8 protein-coding genes are annotated in these 7,632 nt (G+C 31.7%); 1 reads left to right on the top strand and 7 read right to left on the bottom strand.

The features are described from left to right. Positions 1–188 precede the first annotated feature (188 nt). The 7 genes from OZD63_RS00795 to OZD63_RS00765 form a co-directional block, all read right to left on the bottom strand. Positions 189–1,439, bottom strand: coding sequence for a citrate synthase (locus OZD63_RS00795; protein ID WP_015589409.1), 1,251 nt, complete (start codon positions 1,437–1,439; stop codon positions 189–191). A gap of 80 nt (positions 1,440–1,519) precedes the next feature. After that, a complete protein-coding gene (gene rpsT, locus OZD63_RS00790; protein WP_012673338.1) occupies positions 1,520–1,789 on the bottom strand; it encodes a 30S ribosomal protein S20 in 270 nt (89 codons plus the stop codon). A 51-nt stretch (positions 1,790–1,840) separates the two neighbouring features. Beyond that, complete coding sequence (locus OZD63_RS00785) at positions 1,841–2,566, bottom strand: lysophospholipid acyltransferase family protein (RefSeq protein ID WP_338062908.1); 726 nt, start codon at positions 2,564–2,566, stop codon at positions 1,841–1,843. Between the two features lie 55 nt (positions 2,567–2,621). Further along, positions 2,622–3,608 carry a tyrosine recombinase gene (locus tag OZD63_RS00780; protein WP_274980119.1) on the bottom strand — a complete coding sequence of 329 codons (987 nt, stop codon included), beginning with the start codon at positions 3,606–3,608 and terminating at the stop codon, positions 2,622–2,624. Further along, the gene (locus OZD63_RS00775; RefSeq protein WP_274980118.1) at positions 3,598–3,768 is read right to left on the bottom strand and encodes a hypothetical protein; all 171 of its coding nucleotides are present in this window, start codon (positions 3,766–3,768) and stop codon (positions 3,598–3,600) included. The genes OZD63_RS00780 and OZD63_RS00775 overlap by 11 nt, the downstream gene beginning before the upstream one ends. Before the next feature lie 205 nt (positions 3,769–3,973). Beyond that, positions 3,974–4,609 (bottom strand): DnaA ATPase domain-containing protein, encoded by a 636-nt coding sequence (locus OZD63_RS00770; RefSeq protein ID WP_274980117.1) that lies wholly within the window; start codon positions 4,607–4,609, stop codon positions 3,974–3,976. Positions 4,610–4,738: 129 nt separating this feature from the next. Next, entirely contained in the window at positions 4,739–5,803 is a 1,065-nt protein-coding gene (locus tag OZD63_RS00765) for an AI-2E family transporter (RefSeq protein WP_274980116.1), read from the bottom strand. A 263-nt stretch (positions 5,804–6,066) separates the two neighbouring features. Here OZD63_RS00765 and OZD63_RS00760 point away from each other — a divergent pair, with 263 nt between their 5' ends. Beyond that, positions 6,067–7,260: a bifunctional 2-C-methyl-D-erythritol 4-phosphate cytidylyltransferase/2-C-methyl-D-erythritol 2,4-cyclodiphosphate synthase gene (locus tag OZD63_RS00760; protein ID WP_274980115.1), complete on the top strand. Its 1,194-nt coding sequence runs from the start codon at positions 6,067–6,069 to the stop codon at positions 7,258–7,260. Positions 7,261–7,632 lie beyond the last annotated feature (372 nt).

Raw genomic sequence — 7,632 nt, 5'->3', positions numbered from 1 at the left:
TTTGAGATAGTTACATGAATTTACCATAAATCACCATCTCATAAAGTGTGATGCAACAAAGCCATTCCAGACTGGAATGACACCTCTGGACACTTCCGTCCTAAAGGAACCAGTGTCAGCTACTCGGATGACACCTTTTTTCTACTTAGTTTGGGTTATGCAAGAAGTCTAATGAAGTGAAAATAAATTTATTTACCAAAATAGAGTTGCCTTGGTCTACAGATCTTAGTTTCTTTATCATTTATCATTTCATACCACTGAGTAACCCAACCAGTGGTTCTTGCAAGTGCAAAAATAGGCGTGAACATATTTGAGGGGATATCAATAGCATTCATTATTATGCCTGAGTAAAAATCAACATTTGGATATAACTTACGCACGATAAAATATTCATCCTTTAAAGCTATTTCTTCAAGTTTTTTTGCAATTTTAAGCAGTTCATTATTTTGTTCTAGTTTACTTAGAACCTCATGGCAAGCGCCTTTCAATATACGCGCGCGCGGATCATAATTTTTATAAACACGATGTCCAAATCCCATCAATTTAAATGGATCTTTATCATCTTTAGCTTTTTCGATGAATTTATCTATATCTCCACTTTGCTCTATCTCTTTTAGCATATTTATAACTGCCTCATTAGCTCCACCATGTGCTGGTCCCCAAAGTGTAGCAACTCCTGCAGAGAGGCTTGCAAACAGATTAGAACCAGCCGATCCCACCAATCTGACAGCCGCCGTAGAAGCATTCTGTTCATGATCAGCATGGAGAGTAAATATTTTATCCAGAGCTTTTGCAAAAAGGGCGCTTTTATCATTATCAACAGCATCGCCAAATATCATCTTTAAGAAATTTTCACTGTAACTTAATTCATTGTTAGCATTTATGAATTCCTGATTGTTGATATGCCTATAAATCATTGCAATAATTGTGGAAACTTGCGCTATTGCAGAAATTCCAAAATCTAGGTCTTCACCATTGACATTGTTGCCATGCTTTTCATGATAAGATGCTGACAAACTTGCAAAACATGCAACTAAGATTGACATAGGGTGAGCAGTTTTTGGAAATGCTTTAATTACATTTGTAACTTGCTCTGATACTTTGGATGATTCTTGTATTTTGAGAAGAAATTTTTTGTGTTGCTCTGAACTGGGTAATTCACCATAGAGCAATAAATAAATCACAGCAGTAAAATTATTATTCTCTGCCAAATCAGCTATATTATGTCCCCTATATTTAAGAACTCCTTCATCTCCATCAATGAATGTAATTGTAGAAGAGCATGAAGCTGTAGAAACAAACCCTGGATCGTAAGTGAATAATCCTGTCATCTTATATAAATCCTTGATATTTAACACATCAGGACCTGTTGTTCCGCTTAATACAGGTAGCTCGATTTTTAATCCATTACTTAGTTCTAATAGCACTTTTTTATCCATCACTTAAGCTACTTAAATTTTATACAGAATATACAAACTGAGGAGTATATATTAATACAGTTAACTTTACATTAACCGTATTAAGCGGTCATCAATGCTTTTACTTTTGCATTTAAGCGACTTATTTTACGCGCAGCAGTATTCCTATGAATAACACCTTTATTCACACACTTGTGTAAATTAGATTCAGCATTCCGAAATGCCAGAACAACATTTTCTTTGTCGCCAGACTTGATTATATCAACCAATTTTCTAATAGAGGTGCGAGTTTTACTTTTCCGCATCTTATTTATTAAAGTGCGCTTTGCTATTACCTTTATCATTTTTTTAGCACTCTTATGATTTGCCATATATTAATACCTAAAATACTGTACTTTTCTTTTAATTATAAAGTTTTTTTGTTAATTTGCAATATCAGTTTTTCCTATGGTTAATCTACTGCTTCTCTCTTCAATAATTTTTTCTAAACTTTGCAAGAATTCATTTTTGTTTAACCCAGGATATATTGGGGGCAATATTTCTATTACTGCCTTTCCGGGATTCTTTCTCAGAGAAAGTATGCTTTTTGGCCAAAACAAACCAGTGTTTAAAGCAACCGGTAACACAGGAACAGATAATACGCTATATAAAGCAGCAATACCTGGTTGATATTTTATATTTTGGTTTATAGTTGTTCTTGTACCTTCAGGAAATATTATTATGCTTCTATTTTCTTTTATACGCATTTTTGCTAGTTTGATTATATGGCGTATAGAACTGATACCATCTGAACGGTTAATAAAAATCATTTTCAGCGCTATAAGATGCAAACCAATGAATGGAATCCATTTCAATTCACGTTTTAAAATAAAAACCGCTTTTCTAAATAGTAGTATAAAAATAAATGTTTCAAATGGAGATTGGTGTTTAGATGCAATGATAAAAGGTTGCTTAGGGATGTTTTCCATTCCCCTCACTTCATATTTAATGCCACATAATAAACGCAGCATGAATAATACAACTCTCACCGAACAGACGAGGAAAATGGTTATTACACACTCAGAAAAGAAAATTACAGGGAGAGTAATGAAAGTATAGAATACCTCCCATAACATAAGAAAGAAATTAAACAATAAACTTGAAATCACAAACTCACATAAATTTATTTAAATTTAACTTTATTACAAATTAAAAACAATAAATTTAATTATTGATCATCTGAGTAATAGGATGCGAATCAGCTAATTTGTCCTTTAACTTTTCGTTAGCAATATGAGTATATATTTGTGTTGTAGAAAGGTTAGTATGGCCAAGAACTTTCTGTATCAACACAATATTTGCTCCGCTATTTAGTAGATGGGTAGCAAAAGAATGCCTAATCACGTGTGGAGAGATCTTATTTTCATCAATATTGCATTTTCTTGCCAACTCCTTCATTAATTGACCGACCCTCTGCCTTGTAATTGGTTTATTAGGTTTATCACCTGGGAATAGCCAATCGGATTCCTTTTCTTTAGAGATCAGATTATCACGAACTGATAAATAATTTCTAAGGCTCTGCAATGCCTGTTCATTAAAAAGAACTTGCCTCTCTCTACCACTTTTCCCTTTTATTATTATATAGCATTCTTTGTTATTACTGTTTATTAAATGTGACACTTCACATAATTTCATACTAATTAGTTCAGAAACACGCATTCCAGAAGAGTAAAGGATATCTAAAATCGCACATAGCCTTTTACTGCTTATCTCCTTATTCGATTCGCTTGCTGATTTTCTCGCTGTGTCCATTAGCAAAAATATTTCTTCGACACTTAAATACTTAGGCAAAGGACGAGAAACTTTTGGATTCTTTAATTCAGCATCATTAGCCGGCGCTGGATTAAAATTTATTATTCCGTCATTAAATAGACACTTGTAAAAATTTTTCATAGCGGATATTTTTCTTGATATAGAGCTACTTTTATATTTTTTTTGTGTACATAAAGATTTCACATAATCTTTAATATTGGTTTTGTTTACACCAACCAAGGTAGTGCCGCTTTCCAATAAAAATTCTTCAAACTGGTGTAAATCCGAACGATAACTTTCCAGAGTATTTTGTGCAGCGGACCTCTCTGAAGCTAAAGCATCTATGTAATATGTTATGTAAAGATTTTCTTTTTTATTTTGCGACTGTTTATTTTTCATTATCAGTTCCTATATTTATTTCTTTGGCTATAATTTGACTAGAAGTGTTCCCTGTGTTTCTTATGAGAAAATATGAGACAAATAAAGCATTTATCAATAGAGTGAACATCACAAACTTTTGCTTTAACCTTTTTCTTAAATTTAATCTTACTCTTATCATAGTTAAATTATAACGTTAAATCTATAAAAAACACCTTATAAAGTGAGCTCTACTGTAAATATAGAATACTTCTTAGCTGTATCTATCTATATTTATTATAACATAACATTGATTATAATTCTAACATGGACAGATAGAGATTCCAATTACGTTAGTGTTATGGGTGCTAATAAATTTTTAATATACACCTTTACAAAAGAAGAAATCAAATGGCATCTTTTTTTAATAAAGTGCTAATAAAAGGAACGGTCACATTTGACCCTATAGATTCATTATCTATCTTTTCTATAATTTTATCAATGCTATAGAAAGAACGTTCTATTCTTGCTAAAATATAATTAATCACTTTTAAATCAATTTTTAACTGTTTATCTGAAAATCGTTTTATTAGCATAATTCTTAATAATTCCTCGCTTGCAGGCAAAATTTTTACGCTGATAGTTGATAATATTCGAGAACTTAAATCTCTTAGTTCGAAGTTAAGCTTTTTTGGTGAAATTGAAGAAGTGATTAGCAGCCTCTTGTCGTTTTCTTTCATGTAATTGTAACAATGTAATAACATTGCTTCATCTTTAATGTTTTGTACGTCTTCTAAAATAAAAGCATCGCTATACCTAATCTCGCTTACGAAGTTATTCACATTGATAAAGATTGCATCGTTTATTGATTGCCAAATATAAGCAAGATGAGTTTTACCGGAGCTTTTAGGTCCAAAAAGAATCAGACATTTCCAAGATAAATCATTAACTACCGAATTATATACGTGCTTATTTTCATCTAAGATGATGTAATTTTGCCGGCTATAATCAGCTTGATTGTTGTTAAATAAATTTAATTGCACGTTGAACCTCTTACGTAACCTCTTTCTGGTAGTAATTTTTGCGCAGAAATTTACTTACGCTCCTCAAATGTGTCAGGTATTCTGGGCTCATTTCTCCTCTTACCATAAATTGATTATGCAAAAGGTCTGTTAGCCGTTTTTATAAAGCTCACTTTTAAAATATTTATTGATTGCATATTCTACTGATACATTGAACATTGCTATTATTGGAATAAAAAGTAATATACCTGTAAATCCAAAATATGAAGCGCATATAGTAATTCCCAGAATAATTACAGTTGGATGTATATGAACTTTTTTTCCTATTAATAGAGGAACTAATATGTTTGAATCTATTAATTGCCCAACACCAAATAATAGCAAAACAGCAGCACTTTCAAACCATCCACTAAATTGAGTGATAGCGCTCAAAAACCCAATAATGGTATATAATAATGGCCCTACGTAAGGTATGAACGTTAACATTCCTGATAAAATTCCAATAACAATAGAGTGTTTCAATCCGATTATGCTCAGGCTTACAGAGTAAAAGATCATCATGACAATACATACATTTACCTGCCCCTTTAGATAATTAGATATAATGAAATCCACTTTGAAAAAATAATCTGCAATTTTTCCCCTGTAAGGAATAGGGATTAATTTATTAGCTTTTTCTATAATTAAAGGCCAATCACGTAATATATAGAAAAACACTACAGGAGTAATCACCATTAATGATACCGTGTTAAAGCTTGAACTTAACACTTGGATTATAAAGTTACTAGCAATATCAAGAGCATTCATGAAATAAGATACATAGTTGCTGTAATTTTCTGCTAGATTTTTAGATAAGTGATCAAATAAGCTATCCTCGATTTTTATATTAAGAAATTCTAATACAGAGGGGATTACTTTAAGCTCTAATGAAGGCACTTTACTCACTAAGAAATTTAATATTGAAGTAATTTGAACATATATAATAGGTAAAACAAATGTTATGACTAGTATAAAAGCTATTAATAAAACAAGTATTATAAAAATTACAGAACATGAACGTGGTATTCTATACTTTTCAAACTTAATTACTAGCGGATTAAACAAATATGCAATAATAATAGATATTAAACATGGAAAAATCATAGTACGCATCAGGAATAACACCCCTATTATAAAAAGCAGTATGAAACAAATAGTTATATGACGTTTTTGCATGTGTTTAGCATAGCTAATTTACTGAAAAATATGCAATTTATTTTTCCTATGTTGAAAGTATTTTACGATTTGTAATACTATCGTTTTTTACTAAAATTTAGTTGTTTAATCCGCAGGCAAAGATAGATTTTGAGCTCTCTAAATATCTCTTTTGCTATTATAATTATGCTAGTTAATAGGGGAAGTAACTTTTATATGATGTCAGAAATTTTATTTTTCGGAAAGAATCTTGGATAGAGAGGAAAGCTTCTACAAAAAGAAATATGTGCGCTAAGAAATACAAAATAGCAGCATTAATAGTTGCAGCGGGAGTAGGCAGTAGATGCAATTCTACGATTCCTAAGCAATATATAAAACTGGCAGGTAAATCTGTTTTATTTCATACAATTAAAAGATTTCTGGCTAACCAATATATAGATTACATAAGAATAGCAATTAATAGAGACCATGAAAGTTTCTATGAGAAAGCTATATCACTAATTACAGACACTAAATTACTAAGCCCTGTATACGGAGGAGAAAACAGGCAGAGTTCAGTTAAACTAGGGCTTGAAAGCTTACAAAAAATTAACCCAGATTTTGTAGTTATACACGATGCTTGTAGGCCTTTTGTGTCAGATGTTCTGATAGATAACTTGGTTGAATCTATGATTAATGATCAATATACAGGAGTAGTTCCAGCAATAGAAGTTGAAGACACTATGTCATTGGTGAGTAATAGTTTTATTGAATCTACGATTTCAAGAGGAAAGCTCAGAGCCATACAAACCCCTCAAATTTTTAATTTCAAAGAATTATTATCATGCCATCAATCAGTCAAAGAATTTACTGACGATTCATCACTAATGGTAGAGCACAAAAAACATGTTGCGATTATTAAAGGTGAGAAAAGCAATTTTAAGTTAACCACAAAAGAGGATATTAATATGGCAAAGCTTCTTTTTGAAGAGCCAAAATTTCGTGTCGGAGTCGGTTATGATATACATAAGTTCATTAAAGTTCAAAATGGTGCTGAAAGCTTTATAAAAATTTGCGGTGTGAAAATTGAACACAACATGGCAATAGAAGCGCACTCTGATGGTGATGTTGCAATACATGCAATCGTTGATGCAATACTCGGAGCACTGGGATGTGGCGACATAGGAGAGCACTTTCCTCCTAGTTCCTCTGAATGGAAAGATTGCAATTCATCTCACTTTCTTGACTTTGCTGCTAAAAAAGCAAAAGAAAAAGGGTACAGCGTGTCTAATTTAGATATTACTATAGTTTGTGAAGAGCCTAAAATATCGCCTTACAAAGTAGAAATGAAGAAATTCATATCAAAAGCATTAGAAATTGATGATGAATTTGTAAATATCAAAGCAACCACTGCAGAGAAATTAGGTTATATTGGAAGAAATGAAGGAATAGCAGTGCATGCTTCTGTGTTATTGCATACAAACTTTTATTGGAAATAGAAACGAAAAAACTTACTTGACATCCTTTGCCAGCCCCCTTATCGTGAAACTGAGGCTATTTATTTATCTTCTCTGTACAGATTAAACGACAAAAAAACTCACGTATCTGGCGTCCCATGTTTAATTTTTTGCACTATGTGCACCTTATGTCTTTATAGAATTTCTAGGTTTTTACCTGATATAAGCTGAAATGCGCTATTTAAAACATCAAAAAACGCCGATTTAAAAAATGGATAGTGAATAACTAGCTACCCTAGGGTTTCTTTTGCCTTTTTTTCTGTTTAGTAAATTTCTTAATGTTCATAATTTAGATTAGTTGCGGCTTAAAAGCAACTAAATCGCGGTTATTAAGCGTTTAGAATAAAAAAACGC

Source organism: Wolbachia endosymbiont of Drosophila leontia (genome assembly GCF_028981785.1).
Taxonomy (GTDB): Bacteria; Pseudomonadota; Alphaproteobacteria; order Rickettsiales; family Anaplasmataceae; genus Wolbachia; species Wolbachia pipientis.
The sequence above is the reverse complement of the archived record's forward strand: the minus strand, read 5'-3'. Positions and strand labels throughout refer to the sequence as shown.